The following is a 19,138-nucleotide window of genomic DNA, read 5'->3' as shown; positions in this document are numbered from 1 at the left end:
CTTCGTGCCCTGGAAGCACCGCAAGCAAGTGGCGGCCGACCTCAAGGCCATCTACCGGGCCGAGACCACCGAGGCCGCCGAGGGCCGGCTTTGTGAATTCGAAGAAAAGTGGGATGGCAAATATCCCACCATCAGCCAGTCATGGCGGCGCAATTGGGAGCAGATCATTCCCTTCCTGTCCTATCCTCACGAAATCCGAAGGGTGATCTACACCACAAACGCCATCGAAAGCTTGAATCGCAGCCTGCGCAAAGCGGTTAAAACCAGGGGGCATTTCCCCAATGATCAGGCCGCCACCAAGCTGCTTTACCTTGCCATTAAAAACCTGGCGGAAAAGTGGAAGAGGCCGCCAAAGGATTGGACCGCAGCCATGAATCAATTCGCTATCTTATTTGACGAAAGAATTCGGGCGGTGCAAAATTGAAATGTTAAATCAAATCCGTAATTGGCTCATACACAGAAAACAAGACAGTCTCTTTAAGGCCGTCGACCTGCCTCTACGACCTGATCGGCGCTCAAGATCACGGAGAAGTCCTTTCAGTCGCCTTTCAGGCCGCAGATTCAATCACGTTACAAAAACTGCCGTCTCAAACCGGCCACACCAAAAGCCTCAGTTCCACCTCAGTGGCATAGCTTAGCACGCCATCTCGTTCATAACTGTGCAGGGCTTTTGCAATCAGGTCTCGACGAGGCTTTTCCCCATGCATTTCAATATGAAACGCTATATCTGAAAGGGCTTCATTGGCGGTTCCCTTCCAATACCAGGTTGTCTCAAAGTAATCCAAAGAGGGCTTTCGTCCGGATTCCAGCAAGATATCGTAGGCCTTTGCGATATTTGGCGGGGGGCCGTAAGAAAGGCCGTGTGAGCTGAATATCTCCTGCATCAGGGCATTTTCCCGTTTGCGCCCCCAGCCAATGTAAACGCACCATTTTCTGGCGCATTGTTCCATCAAGTCAAAATCATGAGCGGTTTGAATAGCCGGGGTCATAGACACCCAGGCAATATCGAACGCCTTTTGAAACCCCTTGGCGGCGATATCTATATCTTCCCACGATGCCTTAACCGGCCGCACGTTTTGGATGCCTTTGGCCTCCATGACCTGCTTCATCCGATCAAGCATGGCCTCAGAGTCATCGAGCCCGGTTACCCCGGCTGCTTCACCGGCCAGGGGCAAGGTGTAAATACCGGTGCCGCAGGCTATATCCAGAATCTCGGCATTGCTGAAGGTCACCCCCCTTTTTTTGACCATGGAAAAAACCTTTTGCGTGGTGGCCAAAACCTCTTTATCAAAAGGAAGGGGATAATGCCTTGCCAGATTTTCCCAGAAAGCCTTTTTCGTCTTCTCCGTTACCTTAGCTCCACTGCTTGTGCTCAATTTCAGGTTCCTTTTATGGGGTGGTTTTGTAGGACCATGCGGTGATGACTGATAAACAAGAGACCGCATTTAAAACAACAGGCATCTGCCTGGTTTCGGCTAATCGCAACTATTATTAAAAGAGAGGCATTACTTTTCAGCCTTAAGAGTCTTCTCCAGCATCTCCATGATGCGACCGGCTTGTTCATCGCTCAACTCGCCGGAAACGCTTTTTATGATCCTTTTCTTGAGCCGCGATATGTCAATCACCGCCTTGCTGCCCTTGGTGGTTATTTGAACCAGGTTCGTTCTTTTATCACCTGTGTTTTTACGCCGTTCAACATAACCTTGCTCTTCAAGGCATTTCAAAGCGCGACCGGCATTGCTTCGATCTAAAAAGATCAAATTCGATAGCTCCTCCTGAGTGGCCACACCGCCTTCCCGGTCAAGCAGAGTCAACAGGTTGGCTTTGGTATGGTTGAGCCCTAAAACTTTAAAATGGTGCTCCGCAGCATGATACCGGCGACGGGCAAGTACCACGATCAAATCGAAGAGCCTTACCAAATTATCCAATTAAGACTTCTCCCAATCCGGGCGAGCAAGGCCGGGTTTAAAAACAACCTGACAATGAAAAACAGGCGGCCATATTTACACCCCCCTAAAATAACTTAGTCTTTTTTCTCAAACCGTACGAAAACCTTGTTGTTATCCGCCTGCTGCGCCGCAGCCGCCACCTCCATATGTCTGAGAGCTGCGAACTCGCGCAAAAAATCCTTTTCAGACAAACCAGTAGCAGCCAACAACTCAGACAGGGTGGCTCCGCCTTTCTCATCAATGCAGGCCAGAATAGCCTCCTGCCGTGAACTCAGCTCCTGGTCTTCTAAACGGCTGGCAGTATAGGTGGCCCATGGATCGCAGGTTTTGACCGGGGTCATGGCATCGATATAGCAATCCTCGCACAGTTGCTTACCGTTTAACTCACGCGCCTCGTCAGCTTCCATGAACCTTCCGCATTCTTCACATTTCATAAAGCCCTCTCAGGATTTGAAGTTATTATATGCATGCGCACGCATATAAATAGGTAACTCTTAAAGCTCGAGATGTCAAACAGGAAAACTAGTATAAAGCACCTCGACCTAATCCATAGACTGCTTTCAGCTATTCCCAGAGCGCGGGCTGTGAAATCCACCTCAAGTCAAAAGCATTGAGCCTCATCGGCATTTAACACCTAGTTGCCTTATTGTGCGCCATATAGTCTACGAGCCTTGAAAAGCCTCTCTCCATTAAAGGCCTCAGCTTGATCCTCCCCACCAATCACAAGGGCTTTCCGGCAAGCCATGGGTTATATTCCCAGACCAAATTAAAGAAAAGCAATATCATAGGTAATAGCAGGCGTCATATCCCGCTACAAAATTATAATCTACCGCTAGAATTGCTCAGATAATTTGTTATAACTTATAAAATAATTTAAGCATGCCCAATTTGATGTCCATTCTCACGAAGCATGCTTAACCAGGCAATGGCTAAAAAACCACGCTGAGGCTAGACCATTTAATCCTGGTTACGCCGCCCCGGAGCCGGCTATCGTGGCAACACTACTTGATTCTAATAAGGGCCTGATTCCTATGTCGCTTTTCACCCTATATGATTATCTGAAAAAACCCGAAAAAAACGGATCAAAAATTGGTTGGTTCAGAATTGTCTGTGCAACTTTTGGAGGGTTATTACTTGCCTATTCCGGCATGACTTTATTGGTCTTCCTTATCCCTGACAAAGTACAACTTGCCGTTTTTCTACCATTTTTATTCACACCACTTGTCTGGTCATGCGCCGCACTATGGATATCAGTTTCTCCCTCGAAATTAAGCACCTTACTTCGTTTTGTTGTGCCTACTCTCTGCTTCAACGCAGGGATTATCTATTTTGTATGCATGGATTAAAGCAAAAAACATGAAAAACACACACAAAGCCAACTCACATGTCTACAAACAAAGACTATATCGTGGGCATGTCGCAATGGGCATCATTTGTTCACTGCTGCTATACAACTCATTATTTTTTGGGCTTTACGCAATCTTCATGCCGTATATCAGAGTATGGGAAAAGCCCTCCCGGCACTTCCCAACAATGGAAATCACAGAGATAAATTACGAGCCGATGCTTGAAGAAGCATTGTCGGATCCGAACTTGTCCGGGGAAGAAATTTTACTTGATCTCCCAGGAGCCGGAGAAGATCCCGCCCTACAGATATCACAAAGGCACTCTCCCAAGATCGTATTCAACCCAATAACCCAAAAACGGATAAAAGACGAAGGTGGGAGCTCAAATCTTGCCATGTTTTTAAATGGAATGCATTATGGCAGGCCCCTAAAAAAACTTGGCACCACAATCTTTGGCCTTGTGGCTGCCGGTGTTCTATTTCTCATTATCGGCGGACTTATCCTTATCTCCGTGCTTGACTTCAAGGGATCAAAAAAAAGCAACCGAAATATTTTTTCCTTTTGGCATCGCAAACTTCTGCTCTGGGGCTCGGCTCCTCTCTTGATAATAGTGCTATGCGCAACTGTTATGGGTCTCAGCTTTGTTGGCTCCGGGCCACTTGTCTACCTCACCACACATGGTGAAAAGACAAACATCCGCCCCCTTATTCTTCCAGTATTGTTTCCGAAAGACAAGCCAATACCAAAACTAAATGAACCCGTACCCATGTTGCCCCTGAAGGAGTTAATCAAAAAAGCCCAAAAGGTAAATTCAAATATAAATTTTCAGAAACTCACCCTTATAAATTGGGGGGACAAATCCGCCAAAATTAAATTGGAGGGATACAACCCCTATGTACCATTCTTAAATGGGGTAAGCAATAAACCGAGCATTGTCCTGAACGGGTATGATGGTAATTTAATCAAACAATCCAAGGTAATGGATCGGCCATGGGGAGTGCTTTTAACCGATTCCGTCTATTTTCTACATCTCCTTTTTGGTGTTGATATATTCACCAGATCACTTGTGTTTCTGTTGATGTTGGGATGTTGCACTGGCATTGCCCTGGGAGTGATGCTTTGGCTAGAAAAAAAGAAAAAATATTTTGGCAAGAATATTCCCTTTTATCATTGGGTGAGCAAGTTATCTCTGGCATTCATGATCGGCGTCATACCGGCCACCGGAATATTACTAAATCTGCAATGGCTGCTGCCTTTTGACATGAAAGACAGGCTTATCTGGCAGCAAGGTTTATTTTTCGATTTTTGGATTGCCGCCTTTGCCTGGTCTTTTTACAGGATTCACTCCAAGATAGCCGCCATGGAGCTGTTGACTCTTGGCGGATTTTTATATTTTATCGTTCCTGTTATCTATTGCATTCAAAACAGATCAACACCGATGGAAATGATCCATAATGATATGCTTACTATATTCATTGTTAATTTAGCCTTTGCAACACTTGGGGTAATTTTTCTCAGAGTTGCGTATGTTTTATCAAAGACCATAAGTCAAACAAAAACGCTAACTTTTGGACGATAAAAGGATATTGCCAAATGAAAAAGCTACTATTTTCATTTCTTATATTAATGACTCCGTTTACTGTTTTTGCGCATTCATTAAATTTGAGCGTAATTAATAACAATAATGACAGCATTACCATTATCGGAAAGCTGGACACAGGGGCGCGTGCCGTTGGTGCCATGGTAAGGCTGGTTTCCGAAATATCCGGCAAAAAACTTTTCGAAAAAAGACTGCCACAAGAAGGTGAATTGACCGTTGCCATACCCAAGGAACCGTATCAGATTATGCTCAACGTCGGACCTGAACATATAACACTGAAAAAAGGCATTCCACCTAGAAATGGTTTTTCGGTGAAACCTGAAAAAAAAACCAGAACAGCAAAAAACCGCAACTTGAGCGTGGCCATGCTTGTTACAGTTGGCACTGCTTTTTGCCTATTCTTAACAACTATTTACCTGAGTAGTAGAAACACCAAAAAAATCATTGAACTAATTTCAAGAAAAAAATAGTTTCATCTCCCAGTTTTTCAAAAATGTAATTTACCGACCACTTAACCGGAGAAATAGTATTTTTAAAATTAAAAGAGCAGACCAAATTCAAGCTCGCTGCATATTAAAACTGCGGGTTTATTTTCCTGTTGTCGGATGAAGCGTTTGGGGGTTCATCGCCCTGTCACAACCTGCTCACTACCAGCATTACCGGTGGCCTTCAGCTAAAAATTCTCTTCTCCCAAGCCGATCTACATGCAACCCATACCGCCGGCCCGCCCCAATTTTTAAACGGAGCAGACCTTGGCCTTACGCACCCGCATGGCCAACAAGTCATCCCCGGTATAGATAAATCTCAAAGCTTCTTCTATAGAACCGGTAACTTCCAAAGGCTCCACCCCCATAACCGTCCAACAGTGCACGGGGGCCTCGCCAATACCGCTTACCAGCACGTTACGGCAGTCGGAGATCTCCTCGCCAAAAAGACAGTCCACATTCAGGACTCCAATGGACTCGCCCTTGAGGAAAATCGGCGCCCCCACAAAGGCCACCTTGCCTTTATCCAGATCGCGGGACTGGGTTTTATTCAAGAAGAGCGGCTCGCGGCTTACATCCGGAACATAAAAGGGGTGGGCGGTCTCAAATATGCGGCCGCCGGTGACGCCCCCGCCATGGGCTGTACACCCCGCCCTTCATTTTTTCCACGCCGAGGCCTTGGGAGGCATAAGATGGGCAGTCCGACGCTGCGGGGATCCCGCAAGGTGACTGTGGCGCGTTTCATGGCCAGGGTGCCGGACATAATGCCCAACACCCGCTCCAGGCTTTGAGACAGATTGAGTGTCTCACCGATAATACAGCTGATCTCTAACAAGACCCGGAGTTCCATATTTCTGACCCACGCGCCCATACGGGAAGTATTTACAAAAAAATGAGTCACTGGAACCCTTTACCTAACATGCTTATATAATTGATTTTATAGTAGTAAAACCGAAAAACCAGCCACATTGTTTTTAAGAGAAAACGTACCAAACGGGAAGTTAATTTAATTTTTCATACTCATAGGTGGCTAACCTGGAAGACATTTGATTCTGGACCAAGGATATATCTCCGCCGATTGCCCGCTTTTCTGAGCTTAACCGGATCAATGCCCGGTTCAATTCCCTTTTCCTTTAAAAATTACATTGTTTGCCAACTGAAAAGGTTTAAAGGGGAGAGCCGGATAAAAACGGGCAACCGCCCCAGCCCTCAAGGGATACATTGAGCCAGTCCACCCCGCTCGACCAAGCGGGTTCCAGATTGCTAGCCAGGAGGTTCGCTTCTCCATAAATAAAGGTGCAGGCCGATTGCAACCTCGGGCAGACCGTTGCGAAGCTATAGCAAGATTAGCAGTATGCCGGAGGCGTTGGCCCTGCCCTCGATATCGGGCAACGCAACCCGCCTGCCTCCTGTCCAGCCAGATAACAATCAGGGGGTATCTCATTAGCCCTTTATCCCCTACTTGGGGTGCCCGACGTATCAGTCTGGGAGGAAGTTTGGCTTGCTTAAAACGAAAACCTACTAAACAAAGAGATTAAATAGTAAGAAGGCTTGCCCAACCATACATAAATATGGTGCAATTAGACCCATGAGGTTGTCATGAAAGCATTTTTAACAGGGAGCCTGGCAGTAACCCTGGCTGTCTGGATTTGCCTGTGCGCGCTTTCTGACCCGGCCCATGGCGCCCCCAAAAAATTTATTTCGTTGAATGTGGCCATCTGTGATGATTACCCGCCCTTTTGCACACTGGACGACAAAGGCCGGGCCCGGGGATGGCTGGTGGACATCTGGCGGTTGTGGTCGGAAAAAACGGGCATAAAGGTGGAGTTCGTCTCCGCGCCCTATGGCGAGACTCTGCGCATGGTGGGCGACGGCCGGGCGGATATCCACGGTGGGCTTGTGCGCGAACCCTACATGATCAAGTGGCTGAACTTTTCCAAACCTTTGTTCACCTTTAACACCAGTCTGTTCTATCTCAAAAAGGGCGGCCCGGTGGCGCCATCCGAGTTGACCGGCAAAGATGTGGCAGTGCTCAAGGATTCCTTTTTCATAGGCCTTTTGACTCAAAAACACCCTGACATTGCCTTTAGGCAAATAGCCGCCCCGGAACAACTGGCCCGCGCATTGGACCAAGGCGAGGTCAGGGCCGTGGCGGCTGAAGCAATTTCCTTCCAGGCGCTCCTTACACAAATGGGCTTAAGCGAAAAAATAATCAAAGGCGCAACACCATTTTCAAAAGATCCCCTATTGGCCGGGGTTGCCAAGGATCGCCCCACACTGCTGGGCCAGGTCAACAAAGGCTTGGCCGCCATTTCCCCAAAAGAAATTCTAACCATTAAGAACAGACAGTTTCCTCGGTATTTAGCCAAGGATGAAACAGAGGTTACTCTCAGCCAAGCGGAAAGGAAATGGCTGACCGAAAGAAAGACCCCGGTGGTGGTCGGCGCTGAAACAGACTGGCCTCCCTTTGACTTCGTACTAAGCGGCAACCCCACGGGCTATTCCAATGACCTGCTGCGCCTGGCGGCTCAAAAGGTGGGGCTAAGGCTAAAATTTGTCTACGGACTGACCTGGGCCGAATTGTTAAAGGATTTCAGAGCTAAAAAAATAGACATTCTCCCTGCCATATACAAGACAGCGGAAAGGGAGCGTGAATTCGCACTGAGCAATTATTACGCTGCCAATCCCTCGGTATTGGTTGTGCATGAAAAAACCCCGGATATCAGAAGGCTGGAAGACCTCGCGGGGAAAAAACTCGCCATAGTGGAAGACTTTTCCATTTCCAGGGTCATAACAAAAGGACATCGGGAAATAAAAACCGTCAAGGCGGATAATGTCCTGGACGGCCTGAAGGCTGTTTCCTTGGGAAAAGCGGACGCATTTATCGGCAGCCTGGGCGTCATCACGTATTTACTTGGGGAAAATGTTATCCCCTCTTTGAAAATTGTCGATGAAGTGTCACTTGAGAAGCCCGAGGCAACCAGGCTTCACATGGCCACCTTGAAAGACCAATCCATATTGCGTGATATTTTGCAAAAGGGTCTCAACGCAATATCAAGGGAAGACATACAGGCTCTGAAATTTCGCTGGCTGCCCATCAAAGCTCTAAAGGCAGATAGCGCCCCTCGCTTTACATTATCTGCCCAGGAAAAAAAATGGCTGGCCCAACATCCTAAAATCAGCATTGGGGTCATGAATGCCTGGCCCCCGATCACTTTTCTGTCTGCCTCAGGCAAACCCAGCGGTATTGATATTGGCTATCTGAAGCTATTGAGCGAGAGGCTCGGAGATATATTCGAAATTGTGCCCGGGCCTTTTAAAACTAATCTCGCCATGGCAAGGGATAAGGAAATAGACGCAATCATGGACGTGACACCCAAGCCGGAGCGTAAAAAATACCTTAACTTCACCAGACCCTACCTGAACATACCCCACGTCATAGTGGCCCGTAAAGAAAGCCCCTATTATGAAAAGGAAGAAGACTTGAAAGGCAAAACCCTGGCTCTTGAAAAGGGCTTTGGGACTGTAAAGGCTTTCAAGAAAAAATACCCCGGCCAAATAAAAATTGTTGAATACCCAAACACCGCCATGGCCCTGGATGCCGTGTCCCGAGGCCGGGCCGATGCTTATGTGGGAAACCGGGCCGTGGCCTCTTGGATAATCAATAAAGAATTGATTTCCAATTTACAAATCCAGGGTCGGCGCGATTCAGTGGGCTCGGTTTTAACCATCGGAGTGCGTAAGGACTGGCCTCAACTGGCCGCTATTATAGACAGGGCCTTGGGTGATTTGACCACCAGGGAGGTAAAGAACACTCGACAGCAATGGGTTGAGCTAAAAGACCAAGGAATAAGCCAGACCCAGCTTACAGCCAAAGAAAAGGCCTTTATAAAGGATCACAAAAAAATTCGACTCGGCGTGCACCCAACCTGGGTCCCATTCGAATACTTTGACGGTCAGGGAGATTACGCGGGTATTTGCTCTGATTACATCCGCATTTTAAGCCGCCAACTAAATATTGAACTTTCACCCGTCAAGGGCCTTACCTGGAATCAGATGCTTGATGAAGCCAAAGCCAAGCGCGTGGATGCAGTTTCATCGATTGTTCACACCAAGGAACGGGAAGAATATCTTAATTTCACCAAACCTTATTTCAAAGCCCCCCTGGTGATTATCACAAGAGATGACGCGCCGATAGTTTCGGGGCTTGCATCTTTAAAAGGGAAAACTATTGCCTTAGGCAAAGGTTACGCCGTCCAACAATTTATCGCCAAGGAGCGCCCCGAATTAAGATTAAAGCTGACCGACAACATGACGGAGGCGTTTCGCATGGTCGCGGACGGCGAGGCCATGGCCGCCGTGGGAACGGTTGCTTCCTTGGAATTCGTAAAAAGAAAAGAAGGCATCAAAAACCTCAAGGTTGCCGCGACATCTCCCTATACCTACAAAATTTCCATTGGAGTCCGTAAGGATTGGCCGGAGCTGGTCAGTATCCTGGACAAATTTCTGCCCGGTTTCGACGAGAAAGAGAAAGCATTAATCTATGAAAAGTGGCTGAAGATCAGGGTGGTCAGGCAGCTTGACTGGGGAGATGTGGCGCGAGTGGGCGGTCTGGCGGCTCTCGTATTTGCCCTTATCCTGGCCGTGGTCATAGCCTGGAACCGGCGGATCGCAGGAGAGGTGGCTGAACGTAAAAAGGCGGAAGAACGGTTCACTTCCATGGCCGCCAACGTGCCGGGAGCGATATTTCAGCTGCATGTTCCCTTCAATGGAAAACGAAAATACATCTATCTCAACCAACAGGCCAGTGAGTTCTTTGGAGCACCGGCCGAGGTGATTATAAACGAAGAGCGCCTGCTGGTAATCCACCAGGATGATAGAAAACGGCTCGAAAATAATTTTCAGCAAGCGGTCGAGCAGGAAAAAAGCATCAATTTTGAGGGCCGCATCCTCCTGCCCGACGGAGAGATTAAATGGGTGAGGCTAAATGGCTTTCCCACCAGCGCCGCCGATGGCCTTATCTTCAATGGTTTTATCCTGGACATAACAGAGCGTAAGCTTGCCGAGCAGGAAAACTTGGCCAACCAACGCATGGTCATGGCCATGAGCCAAGCGGTGGAGGACGCCCTGGTCATGATTGACAGTAATGGCAAGATGCTGTTTTGGAATCCAGCCGCCGAGAGGCTCTTCGGTTATAACACCGAAGAGGCCAAGGGCATGTCCTTCCATGACATGGCCGCGCCGGAAAAGTACCGAAACAAGATAGCCGTCGGCTTAAAGCACTTTGCCGAGACCGGCCAGGGCCCGGTGCTTGGCAAGACCACGGAAATCACCGCCCGTAACCGCAGAGGCGAGGAATTCCCGGTAGAGGTTACCCTCTCCTCCTTCCAGCTCGATGAAAAATGGTACGCAGTGGGGACGGTGCGCGACATAACAGAACGCAAGGCGGCCGAGGATGCCTTGCGCCGCTCCCAGGATGAATTCCGCATCATCGCCGACTACACCTATGACTGGGAGGGGTGGCATGATGCACAAGGCCGCTTGATCTGGCTCAACCCGGCAGTGGAACGCATCACCGGCTATTCGGTCGAGGAATGCAAAGCCATGGGAGACTACCCCCTGCCTCTTATCCATCCTGACGACCACCAGACCTGGCGGGACAGCTTGGAGCATGCCTTGGACGGCAAAGTCTCTAATGACCTGCCCTTCCGGGTTGTACGTAGGGACGGGCTTCAGGTGTGGGTGGCCATTTCCTGGAACCCGGTTTTTGATGATAAGGGAGTGTTCACCGGCTTCCGCACCAGCGCCCATGATTTTACAGAGCGAAAAGAGGCGGAAAACGCCCTCAAGGCCAGCGAAAACTACATGAAAAAAATCCTGGGAACGGCTCTGGACGGATTTTGGTTCATAGACAACCAAGGCTATACCAAAGACGTCAATGAGGCCATGTGCCGCATACTGGGAAGACCCAGGGATCAGGTTGTGGATAGACATATCTTTGATTTCTATGACAAGGAAAACCTGCAAATTTTAAAAAAGCAACTGGCTCTACGGGAAAAACAGAAAGAAACCGCCTACGAGATATCCATTTCAAGGCCCGACGGCGTCCTGATCCCCTGTCTGTTCAATGCCACCCCCTTTCTGGACGATTCAGGCCGGAAGACGGGTTCCTTTGCCATGGTTGCAGACATCAGCGCCCAAAAAAAGGCGGAGCTTAGTGTACGGGAAAACAAGCAAAGGCTTGATCTGGCCTTGGAGGGCGGCAACCTGGGGATATGGGACGCCGACCTGCAGGCCAGCCAAATCCTGGTGGATAGACGCTGGGCCGAGCTGATGAAGGTGGACCTGGAGGAGTTGGAAGACCCCTACCGCTTCTGGCGGGATGCCGTTCATCAAGACGACCGCCGGATGATGGACGAAATGATGGACAAGTACCGCCGGGGAGGGCGGGACAATTATGAGGTCACCTACCGGGTGGTCCTGGGATCGGGGGAGCTGCGCTGGCAGGTAAGTAAAGGCAAGGCAGTTGAGTATGATGATAACGGCCTGGTGACTCGCATGGTGGGTACGATCATGGACGTGACCGTACAAAAGAAAGCCGAGGAGGAGTTGCGGCGCAATTTAGGCGAGTTGGAGCGCTTCAGCCGTCTGATGGTGGGGAGAGAAGAGATGATGATTTCCCTGAAGGAAGAAATAAATGAGCTACTTAAGGTCGGGGGGCTGCCGAAAAAATATAAGATAGCAAATTAGAGCCACGGAGGCGGATGGAGTTTTGCGTAAAAGGGCCGCCCTCGTGATCCCTATAAACGGCCTAATATCACTAAAAGGAACATGGCGATGACAATAAAAAATCCCATAGCCAAAGAAGAGATGAATAGTGAGCTGGCGTTGACTCTTATAGAGCAGATACCAACGCCGGTGATGGCTGTTGACCGGAACCTGCACGTGATATTCATGAACGCAGCAGGCCGGGTCATGCTGGGCAAGCCCTGGGAGCAGATCAAGGGAGCCCCTTGCAAGTCCTTGATGAATTCTACTCATTGCGGCAACCAGGAATGCCGCATGAAGGAGGCCATGGAAACCGGCCAAAGGAGTACGGCCCTAAGCGAAGCCAACATCAACGGCCGCAAGATACCAATTGAGTACACCGCCGCCTCGCTCAGAGATGGGAGCGGAGCGGTCGTCGGCGGGCTGGAGTATATCCTCGACATCACCGAAAGGCTGCGGGCGGAGAAAAAACTTAAGGAGCAGAGCCGGACTATCCAGGAAATATCCACTCCGGCGATTAAGCTGTGGGATCGCATAGTGGTCTTGCCCGTGGTGGGAGTAGTGGACTCCATGCGGGCCCAGCAGATGATGAACGCCATGCTGACCAAGATCACCGAAACCGCTTCCAAGGTAATTATCCTGGACATCCAGGGAGTTGCCGCAGTGGACACCGCCGTGGCCAACCATCTGATCAAAATAACCAAGGCCACAAAATTAATGGGTTGCCGCTGTATTATCTCAGGCATATCCGCCCAGGTGGCGGAGACCCTGGTGGAGCTGGGCATAAGCCTGGGCGAGGTGTCCACCAACTCAACCCTGGAAGACGCCCTTTTGGATGCCTTTAAAATGTTGAATTACGAAATCAGCACCAGGTAACTTTTGACCTTTGGCCTGGCGGTTGCACCTTTCAAACCTGAAGAATCGGGAGAGTAACCCTCAATATGTCGAAAGTCATTTCCCATAACGGCGACGGCATGCATGTGGTGGATGACTGTCTGGTTGCTTCGGTTAACGCTGAGCCGGATGATCGTGAACTTCAGATGTTACGGGAGCAGGTGCTGGCCAAGGTGGAAAAAATACCCTTAAGCGGCGTGGTGCTGGACGTTTCCCGGGTGCGATTGCTTGATTCGGTGCTCTTCGGGTTACTGGCCCAGACCTTCCGCATGATCAAGCTGTTGGGGAAAAGAGCCGTTTTTGTGGGTTTCCAGGCCGGCGTTGCTTCGGCCCTGGTGGACCTGGATATAGAGTTGGATGACTTGGAAACCGCCCTGACCATGAAAGACGGATTGGAGATTTTGCGCGGCGATTCCCAAAGTGAAAATCCTACAGAAGAAGATCTTGAGGATCATAATACGCAGGAAGAGGAAAATGACCCCATTGAGAGGCAGATTGACGAATCGATCCCGGGTTATTGACGAGACCTTGATCAACCTGTTTGAGCCTTCGGACATCGCAACTACGGTCAGCGCGGCTCGGAGCATTACCCGCGACATGGGTTTTGAAAAAAACCGGCAGTTCTTGATAGCTTCGGCTGTTTCGGAACTGGCCACCAACATTTTGCGTTATGCCGGTCGCGGGCAAGTGATCATAAGAATTATCATGGAAGGCGAGCGAGAGGGCATTGAGGTGGTCGCCCGGGATTCCGGCCCCGGGATTCATGATATTGAACAGGCCATGCAAGATCATTTCAGTGGAGGCGCCGGCCTGGGACTTGGGTTGCCCAGCGTAAAAAGAATCATGGATGAGTTCAGCCTTGAGTCATCTCCAGGCGTAGGGACCACGGTTACCGCACTCAAATGGAGGAACTGATGCCCCAACTGGATGCTCACCTGGAAAAATACTCTTTGGAAGGGCCGGATGACGCTTGTGGAGACACAGGAGTGATCAAGTTAGGAGGCAAAACGGCCTTTGTGGCCCTGATCGACGTCTTGGGGCATGGGAATAAAGCCCACCAGGTGGCCTTAATGGCCGAAGAGTTTCTGGCTGAGAACTACAAGAGTAACCTGGTGGACCTCACCTGGAGGCTGCACAAACACCTCAAGGGCACCAGGGGAGCGGTTGCCGCCATGTGTCGGGTTAATCTGCAAAACCGCCAACTTTCCTATGTGGGTGTGGGCAATATCAACACCCGCATATACGGCGGCGGCGCTTACAAATTCGTGCCCAGGGGAGGCATCTTGGGTTTTAGATCGCCAACTCCAAAGGAGCTCAAGGTGGATTTCCACGTGGGAGACACCCTGGTGCTGACTTCGGACGGTGTGCGCGAAAACTTTGATCTTCTGGATTATCCGGGCCTTTTGACGGGCTCGGCAGGCGACATCGCAAAAAAAATAATCCATCACTTGGGCAAGGGCACTGATGACGCCTGTTGCCTTGTTTTGAGGAACTAAAAAATGACCGAGCTTGGTCTTTTGCATATTTCCACTGCGGAATCCTTAAAAGATGCCAGGGGTAAAATTCTGCGTTTGGCAGAAGCGATCGGATATGGAGCACTGCAATCAACCAGACTGGCCAGCATTTTTTCCGAAATGGCCCGGGCCGGAAGCAAGCAAAACCAAAAGGTGGAAGTCAACGTGAGCCTCAACGACAGCCAAGGGCTGTCAGGCTTGGGGCTTGGTTTTCAATATGGCTACATGGTCGAGCCGCCGTTTACGGTCGGCCGTTTCTTTGATTCATTACAGACGGTGCATACGGAGCATGGGGACACCACTGTCTGGGCTTTCAAATCATTTAGTCACGATCAAATGGATTTTGAACCGAATTTCCTGACAGAGCAGAAAAAAATGCTCGCCCAGCCCTCCAGGGAAGAAATGCTCCGTGATCTGCAAAGGCAGACCGAGGAACTGGAGGTTTCCGCAGAAGAAATCCGCCTTGCCAAGGAAGAGGCGGAAAGAAACAGCGAGGCTCTCGAGATCCAGGTAAAGGAACTGGCCAGTTCCCGGCGGGCCATGTTGAATCTATTGGAAGACCTGGAAAAGGCCAAGCGGGACGCCCAGACTGCCACCAAGGCAAAAGGCGATTTCCTGGCCAATATGAGCCATGAAATCAGAACACCCATGAACGCCATAATCGGAATGGCCCATCTGGCACTCAAGACAGATCTAACCCCTAAGCAAATTGATTACCTACGAAAAATAGATGTTTCCGCCAAATCGCTGTTGGGCCTGATCAACGACATTTTAGATTTCTCCAAGATCGAAGCCGGCAAAATGGATATGGAACAGGTGGATTTCGACCTGAACGAGACCCTGGAAAACGTGGCGAATATGATCACAGTGAAAGCCCAGGAAAAAGATGACCTGGAAGTCCTTTTTCACTGGGGCGCCGACGTGCCGCATTACCTGGTGGGAGATCCCTTGCGCCTCAGCCAAATACTGGTGAACCTGGGCAACAATGCAGTGAAATTCACCGAACGTGGGGAAATTGTTGTATCCACCGACTTAGTAAAACAAAAAACGGGAAAGGCGGACCTGAAGTTTACGGTGCGTGATTCTGGAATAGGCATGACTCCCGAGCAAAGCGCAAAGCTGTTCAAGGCGTTCACCCAAGCCGACAGCTCGACCACTCGCAAATACGGCGGCACCGGCCTGGGGCTGACCATCAGCAAAAGGCTGGTGGAGATGATGAACGGCGAAATTTGGGTGGAGAGCGAGGTCGGGATCGGCAGCTCTTTTATATTTACGGCCCAGTTCAATTTAAGCGAACAAAAGGAAGAAAAGCCCCTTAAGCTGTCCCAGGATTTAACCGGCATGCGGGCCCTGGTGGTGGATGACAACAAAACCGCCCGTAAGATTTTCGAAGAAATGCTGGCTGAGTTTTCCTTGGACGTAGAAGACGCCCCCAGTGGTGACAAGGCCCTGGAGGTCTTTAAAGCCGCCCTGACCGACCACCCCTTTGATTTGATCCTTCTGGACTGGAAGATGCCCGGTAAGGACGGAATTCAAACGGCTGAGATGCTGTATAGAGCCGCAGACCCTGAAAATCCGCCCAAGATCATATTAGTTACGGCTTATGACCATGAGGAGGCGGCAAGAGCCATGGAAAAAAACGGGCTGGACGGGTTGTTGATCAAACCGGTTAGCCCCTCGTCTCTCTTCGACGCCATTATGAATGCCTTTGGAAAGACTGTGACCAGACGCCGCCGCTCCACCGGGAAAGAAAAAATCGCCGAATTAATTGATCCTATCCGCGGAGCCAACCTGCTTTTAGTGGAGGACAATGAAATCAACCAGCAGGTGGCCAGGGAGATACTGGAGGGGGCCGGAGTGCGGGTGGATATCGCCAACAACGGCCAGGAAGGACTGGAGGCGATAAAGACCAGTGACTACCATGCGGTTTTAATGGACGTTCAGATGCCGGTGATGGACGGCTACACCGCCAGCAGGGCCATAAGGGCGGATGAACAATTCACGGATCTGCCCATAATCGCCATGACCGCCAACGCAATGGCAGGCGACCGCGAAAAAGCGCTGGAGGCCGGTATGAACGACCACGTGGCCAAGCCCATCGACGTGGGGCAGCTTTTTTCCACCCTGGTGAGATGGATAAAACCCGGGGTGCGCGGTTTTACGCCCGGAGCGGCCCAGGCAACCCGGGACACTACCCCGCAGGAGGAGACGGAAGCCGGCCTGCCCGAGGCCATTGCAGGCGTGGATATGAAAGAAGGGCTTAACCGTGTATGCGGAAACGAAAAACTCTACCGCAAGCTCCTGGTTAAATTTCGTGAGGAATACGCCGGAGCCAGGGGAGAGATCGCCTGCATGGTTGAGAGGGGAAAGATGGCCGAGGCCGAACGCTTGGCTCACAGCATCAAGGGTGTGGCAGGAAACGTGGGCGCGAAGCAGTTGCAATGTGTGGCCGCGACAATTGAATCGGCGGTGAAAGAGGGACAAAAGGCCACTCTGCCCTCTTTGCTGAAGACCTTCGGCACCGAGTTGGAGGCCCTGGTGCAAGCGCTGGGTCCATTGGGAGCGAACGAGGCCGCGCAGGCCGCACCGGCAACCGACGAGGCGGCGGCATCGCCTGCGGAATTGGCCACCGCCCTGGAGGAGATGCTGCCCCATCTGCGGGCCAAAAAACCCAAACCCTGCAAGGAGAGTTTCGACCGACTCAAGGAAATGGGATGGTCGCCGGAGCACTGTGTTGAGTTCTCCGACCTGGGCAAGTTCATAGGTAAATACAAGTTCAAAAAGGCCCTGCCCCTGGCCGAAGCGCTTCTGGAAAAATTGAAGGAATAACAATATGCCAATCAAGGATCTAAGGGGTTGTAAAGTGCTGGTTGTGGATGACAGCGAGGCCAATGTGGACATAATGGTGGATGCGCTGGGCGATGATTATGATGTCTCGGTGGCCATGGACGGGCATGCAGCCCTGGAGGCGATTTATGAATCACCACCGGATTTGATCCTTTTGGACATTCTCATGCCCGGGCTGGATGGCTACGAGGTCTGCCGACGGCTCAAAGCTGAAGCGACCACAGCCGGAATTCCGGTTATATTCCTGACCGCCATGAGTGAGGTCGGGGACAAAACCAGGGGGTTTAAACTCGGGGCGGTGGACTATATCACCAAACCCTTTGAAGTGTTGGAGGTGCAGGCCCGCCTCAAGACTCACCTATCCCTGGTGCTGGCCAGCCGCGAACAAAAGCAACAAAACGAGATCCTGGAGGAAAAAGTGCAGGAGCGGACCCGGGAGCTCTTGCTCACCCAGGATGTGATCATCCACAGCCTGACCACACTGTGCGAGACCAGGGACGACGAGACCGGCGGGCATATTCTGCGCACTCAGTTCTATGTGGACACCCTGGCCAAGCGGCTCTTAAGCAATTCGCCTTACACCGGCCAGCTGGACCTGGATATGATCCGACTCTTTTTCAAATCAGCCCCTTTGCACGACATCGGCAAGGTGGGCGTGCCGGACGCCATACTGTTCAAGCCGGGCCCGCTGACCCAGCGGGAATTCGCGATCATGCAAGGCCACTGCGAACTGGGGCGCCGAACCCTGGAGAACAGCGAAAAACTGTTTCTGGACAAGAACATCCCCTCATTTTTAGTGCATGCCAAAGACATCGCCCATACCCATCACGAAAGATGGGACGGAAGCGGTTACCCCCGGGGACTGGCCGGTGAGGAGATCCCCCTATCCGGTCGCATCATGGCCTTGGCAGACGTATACGACGCCTTGATCTCCAAACGGGCCTACAAGCAGCCGAGCACTCACGACCAGGCAGCGGATATCATCACCCAACAAATCGGGTCCCACTTTGACCCTGTTCTGGTGGAGGCCTTTCTGGCCGTTCAGAATGAGTTCCAAGCCATCGCCAACCGATTCGCAGACCCCGAGCAAAAACCACCAATGCCGGACTCCCGGGAGTGGCCCCCCCAAAATGCCAAGCGCCAAGGCCCCGCCAGCCCCTGACCATGGGAGGATGCCCTAAAAGATACCGACCCGTTATTCGGGCCCGGACACATCGGGATATCACCGCCTCACAAATCGGCCAGAGCAAAGGCGCGCCGGTCTGAATTGAACAATCCGGCCTTAAAGGTTTGTTCTCAGCCCAGATGCTTTTGGGGAATCTTTACTGCGCCTGACAATTGACTAAATCCTCTCCGGCCAGCGGCTGACCCCACAAAAACCGGGGATGAATATTAAGATAAAAAACCGTAATTAAACCCAATCCTTTTATCGAGTTATCAAAATTTGGGGCAAGATGGCAGACCCAAAACAAACTCAATGATTCGAACAATATTCAGCATGCGTGGCAGATCCGGTATTCACGAGTCATTCACCAAGGATAGTACAATCTTTGACACTTCCCAAACAATTCGATATGAGCTCCGGAAAAAAATTCCCCTTTAAACAATTCTGCATGTTTTGCTTGTTCCGTCTATTTTAGAAGCGAGCACCGGTTCATGCTCACTCAGTTTTTAATTCACCATCTTAATTAGTGCGTAATCTAAGCTGCTTAACCTTACAAGTATTGATTGTGGC

General features: G+C 50.5%; 15 protein-coding genes. 11 read left to right on the top strand and 4 right to left on the bottom strand.

Features of this window, described 5'->3' with window-relative positions; translation table 11 throughout:
- The coding region (locus X474_RS16155) for an IS256 family transposase (protein ID WP_044350364.1) at positions 1-424 on the top strand (424 nt) is incomplete at its 5' end.
- Positions 425-587: 163 nt separating this feature from the next.
- Here X474_RS16155 and X474_RS16150 read toward each other — a convergent pair.
- From X474_RS16150 to X474_RS16140, 3 genes are all read right to left on the bottom strand, one after another.
- Entirely contained in the window at positions 588-1,376 is a 789-nt protein-coding gene (locus tag X474_RS16150) for a class I SAM-dependent methyltransferase (RefSeq protein ID WP_044350353.1), read from the bottom strand.
- Positions 1,377-1,505: 129 nt separating this feature from the next.
- The gene (locus tag X474_RS16145; RefSeq protein WP_052515299.1) at positions 1,506-1,928 is read right to left on the bottom strand and encodes a MarR family winged helix-turn-helix transcriptional regulator; all 423 of its coding nucleotides are present in this window, start codon (positions 1,926-1,928) and stop codon (positions 1,506-1,508) included.
- Between the two features lie 95 nt (positions 1,929-2,023).
- A complete protein-coding gene (locus X474_RS16140) occupies positions 2,024-2,383 on the bottom strand; it encodes a hypothetical protein (RefSeq protein WP_044350352.1) in 360 nt (119 codons plus the stop codon).
- A 558-nt stretch (positions 2,384-2,941) separates the two neighbouring features.
- Between X474_RS16140 and X474_RS25685 the strand changes: the two genes are divergently transcribed.
- The 3 genes from X474_RS25685 to X474_RS16130 are packed head-to-tail and all read left to right on the top strand — an operon-like array spanning position 2,942 to position 5,365.
- Entirely contained in the window at positions 2,942-3,295 is a 354-nt protein-coding gene (locus X474_RS25685) for a hypothetical protein (RefSeq protein WP_197282149.1), read from the top strand.
- 10 nt (positions 3,296-3,305) lie between these two features.
- Complete coding sequence (locus tag X474_RS16135; RefSeq protein WP_044350360.1) at positions 3,306-4,874, top strand: PepSY-associated TM helix domain-containing protein; 1,569 nt, start codon at positions 3,306-3,308, stop codon at positions 4,872-4,874.
- Positions 4,875-4,888: 14 nt separating this feature from the next.
- Positions 4,889-5,365 carry a hypothetical protein gene (locus X474_RS16130; RefSeq protein WP_044350350.1) on the top strand — a complete coding sequence of 159 codons (477 nt, stop codon included), beginning with the start codon at positions 4,889-4,891 and terminating at the stop codon, positions 5,363-5,365.
- Positions 5,366-5,631: 266 nt separating this feature from the next.
- On the opposite strand, the gene X474_RS16125 is transcribed toward X474_RS16130, so the two are convergent.
- On the bottom strand, positions 5,632-5,934 hold the full coding sequence (locus tag X474_RS16125) for a NifB/NifX family molybdenum-iron cluster-binding protein (RefSeq protein WP_044350348.1): 303 nt from the start codon (positions 5,932-5,934) through the stop codon (positions 5,632-5,634).
- Between the two features lie 1,045 nt (positions 5,935-6,979).
- Here X474_RS16125 and X474_RS16115 point away from each other — a divergent pair.
- The 7 genes from X474_RS16115 to X474_RS16085 all read left to right on the top strand — a co-directional run bounded on the left by X474_RS16115 (position 6,980) and on the right by X474_RS16085 (position 18,565).
- Entirely contained in the window at positions 6,980-12,130 is a 5,151-nt protein-coding gene (locus tag X474_RS16115) for a transporter substrate-binding domain-containing protein (RefSeq protein WP_044350344.1), read from the top strand.
- An 87-nt stretch (positions 12,131-12,217) separates the two neighbouring features.
- Positions 12,218-13,024, top strand: coding sequence for a PAS domain-containing protein (locus X474_RS16110; protein WP_156360802.1), 807 nt, complete (start codon positions 12,218-12,220; stop codon positions 13,022-13,024).
- Positions 13,025-13,089: 65 nt separating this feature from the next.
- Complete coding sequence (locus X474_RS16105) at positions 13,090-13,563, top strand: STAS domain-containing protein (RefSeq protein ID WP_044350342.1); 474 nt, start codon at positions 13,090-13,092, stop codon at positions 13,561-13,563.
- Positions 13,538-13,957, top strand: coding sequence for an anti-sigma regulatory factor (locus X474_RS16100; RefSeq protein ID WP_197282148.1), 420 nt, complete (start codon positions 13,538-13,540; stop codon positions 13,955-13,957). Before X474_RS16105 ends, X474_RS16100 begins: the two co-directional genes overlap by 26 nt.
- Positions 13,957-14,538, top strand: a complete 582-nt coding sequence (locus X474_RS16095) for a SpoIIE family protein phosphatase (RefSeq protein ID WP_044350338.1) — start codon at positions 13,957-13,959, stop codon at positions 14,536-14,538. The genes X474_RS16100 and X474_RS16095 overlap by 1 nt, the downstream gene beginning before the upstream one ends.
- A gap of 3 nt (positions 14,539-14,541) precedes the next feature.
- Positions 14,542-17,385 (top strand): response regulator, encoded by a 2,844-nt coding sequence (locus tag X474_RS16090; protein ID WP_052515297.1) that lies wholly within the window; start codon positions 14,542-14,544, stop codon positions 17,383-17,385.
- Positions 17,386-17,389: 4 nt separating this feature from the next.
- A complete protein-coding gene (locus X474_RS16085) occupies positions 17,390-18,565 on the top strand; it encodes an HD domain-containing phosphohydrolase (RefSeq protein ID WP_197282147.1) in 1,176 nt (391 codons plus the stop codon).
- Positions 18,566-19,138: the final 573 nt, after the last annotated feature.

It is taken from the genome of Dethiosulfatarculus sandiegensis (assembly GCF_000931935.2).
In the GTDB taxonomy this organism is placed as follows: Bacteria; Desulfobacterota; Desulfarculia; order Desulfarculales; family Desulfarculaceae; genus Dethiosulfatarculus; species Dethiosulfatarculus sandiegensis.
The sequence above is the reverse complement of the archived record's forward strand: the minus strand, read 5'-3'. Positions and strand labels throughout refer to the sequence as shown.

Coding starts and splice junctions, on each gene's coding strand:
- X474_RS16140 (WP_044350352.1), bottom strand. CDS start 2,383: ATGAAATGTGAAGAATGCGGAAGGTTCATGGAAGCTGACGAGGCGCGT.
- X474_RS16135 (WP_044350360.1), top strand. CDS start 3,306: ATGAAAAACACACACAAAGCCAACTCACATGTCTACAAACAAAGACTA.
- X474_RS16130 (WP_044350350.1), top strand. CDS start 4,889: ATGAAAAAGCTACTATTTTCATTTCTTATATTAATGACTCCGTTTACT.
- X474_RS16115 (WP_044350344.1), top strand. CDS start 6,980: ATGAAAGCATTTTTAACAGGGAGCCTGGCAGTAACCCTGGCTGTCTGG.
- X474_RS16110 (WP_156360802.1), top strand. CDS start 12,218: ATGACAATAAAAAATCCCATAGCCAAAGAAGAGATGAATAGTGAGCTG.
- X474_RS16105 (WP_044350342.1), top strand. CDS start 13,090: ATGTCGAAAGTCATTTCCCATAACGGCGACGGCATGCATGTGGTGGAT.
- X474_RS16095 (WP_044350338.1), top strand. CDS start 13,957: ATGCCCCAACTGGATGCTCACCTGGAAAAATACTCTTTGGAAGGGCCG.
- X474_RS16090 (WP_052515297.1), top strand. CDS start 14,542: ATGACCGAGCTTGGTCTTTTGCATATTTCCACTGCGGAATCCTTAAAA.
- X474_RS16085 (WP_197282147.1), top strand. CDS start 17,390: ATGCCAATCAAGGATCTAAGGGGTTGTAAAGTGCTGGTTGTGGATGAC.